Source organism: Weissella sp. DD23 (assembly GCF_001579105.1).
In the GTDB taxonomy this organism is placed as follows: Bacteria; Bacillota; Bacilli; order Lactobacillales; family Lactobacillaceae; genus Weissella; species Weissella cibaria.
Map to the genome: position 1 here is coordinate 245,457 of NZ_KQ970392.1, position 1,810 is coordinate 247,266.

Consider the following 1,810-nt stretch of genomic DNA (forward strand, 5'->3'; position numbering starts at 1 on the left):
GCCCCGCCTGTTGCAGCAGCCAAGATGTTCTCTGATGGTGAAGTTTGTCAACGTGCTACTAAATATAACGGTAGGACAACATGCAACAGCCAACTTAACGATGTCTATCAAACGAATTGAGAATATCTCGGCTGCTGGCATGGGTGTGGGGGATTGGCGTAGCGATGACAGGTGGGGAACTCACAAGTTCGGCCGACCGCCGGTTAGATAAGGCGAACGGACCCAGACCCTTAGCACAATTATTTGGGTGCTAGCCGGTGCTCGCGCCGGCGGAGTTTCCCAGCTGTCATCTTTGCCGGAGCAAATCCCCCACACCCATGCCTCGTGCGATAGCACGACACCACTGTGCCCGTTCAAAACAAAGAATGAATGTTTTTATGATATCGAACGTATGTAAACGCAAACAACTTCAAAATTATTAAGAAAATGAGAGTCTCATGTGATATTAGCTAACAAAGCCTTTTACATTGTAGATATCTCTGTTAAAATGATAAAAGTCTAATAAAAGCTACAAGTTTTGTAAGAAACCAAACGCTTATATCTCATAAGCAACACGATTCTTTCATATTAGAAGTAGAAAGCAAAATAGTAGGGGAAGGTCATCGCTATGATCAAATATATTCTAAAGCGTCTAGCAATCATCTTGCTGACGCTGGTGCTGGTTATCTCAGCGACATTTTTCTTGATGAAGTTGATGCCAGGATCACCATTGGCTAACGCCGAGCGCTTGTCTGAAGCGCAACGAAAGTTGATTGAAGCACAATACGGCTTGGATAAGCCAATCTTCATTCAATACGTCACATACTTGTGGGATGCCTTGCACTTCGACTTTGGGGTCTCATTCCAATTTGCTAACCAAGAAGTTTCAACGTTGATTGCACAACGTATGGGACCTTCAGCACAATTGGGTATCCAAGCTTTGATTTTCGGTGTGATTGCCGGAATCGGTTTGGGTTCAGCTGCGGCGGTACGTCGTAACACAAAGACGGATACGGCGTTGTCAATCTTGGCCGTCTTGGGAATTTCAATTCCATCATTCGTTTTCGCTGCATTGCTCCAATACTGGATTGGCTTGAAGTTGGGTTGGTTGCCAATCGCCGGTTGGAAGGGCTTTGCATCAACTATTTTGCCAACAATTGCTTTGGGGATGAGCCCATTGGCTGTGTCAGCGCGATTCATTCGAACTGAAATGGTCGATGTCTTGGGATCTGATTACATTGAATTGGCACGTGCCAAGGGATTGTCAAAACGTGAAATTATTTGGAAGCACGCAATGCGTAATTCATTGATTCCGTTGGTAACGTTGATTGGTCCGATGGCAGTTAACTTGATGACGGGTTCAATCGTTATCGAGCAAATCTTTTCAATCCCTGGAATTGGTAGTCAATTTGTTAGTTCAATCTTGACGAACGATTATCAAATCATCATGGGAACAACAATCGTCTACGCCATGATGTTGATGGTTGTGTTGTTGATTACGGATATCTTGTATGGATTGATTGATCCACGTATCCGTTTGGCTAAGTAAGGAGAAGCGCATGGCTGAACAAGTAAATTTGACGGCAGATGATTTTAAGCTGCTCCCAGCTGATCGTCATGTTGATAACGAAAAAATTATGAAGCCTTCATTGAGCTTCGCAAAAGACGCTTGGCGTCGACTAAAGAAGAACAAGGGTGCCTTTATCTCATTGTGGGTACTGGTTGCTGTGTTCGTCGTTGCTTTTGGTTCAACACCAATTGCAAATTCAAAAGCTACATCACACCAAGATGTGACATTGCAAAACCTACCACCACGTTTGCCAGGTGTTTT

1 protein-coding gene and 1 pseudogene are annotated in these 1,810 nt (G+C 44.1%); both read left to right on the forward strand.

All coding sequences use genetic code 11. The features are described 5' to 3' along the window. Positions 1–607 precede the first annotated feature (607 nt). Positions 608–1,528, forward strand: a complete 921-nt coding sequence (locus WEIDD23_RS05445; RefSeq protein ID WP_010371533.1) for an ABC transporter permease — start codon at positions 608–610, stop codon at positions 1,526–1,528. Between the two features lie 10 nt (positions 1,529–1,538). Continuing rightward, positions 1,539–1,810, forward strand: a pseudogene (locus WEIDD23_RS14590) (ABC transporter permease); the annotation flags it as partial.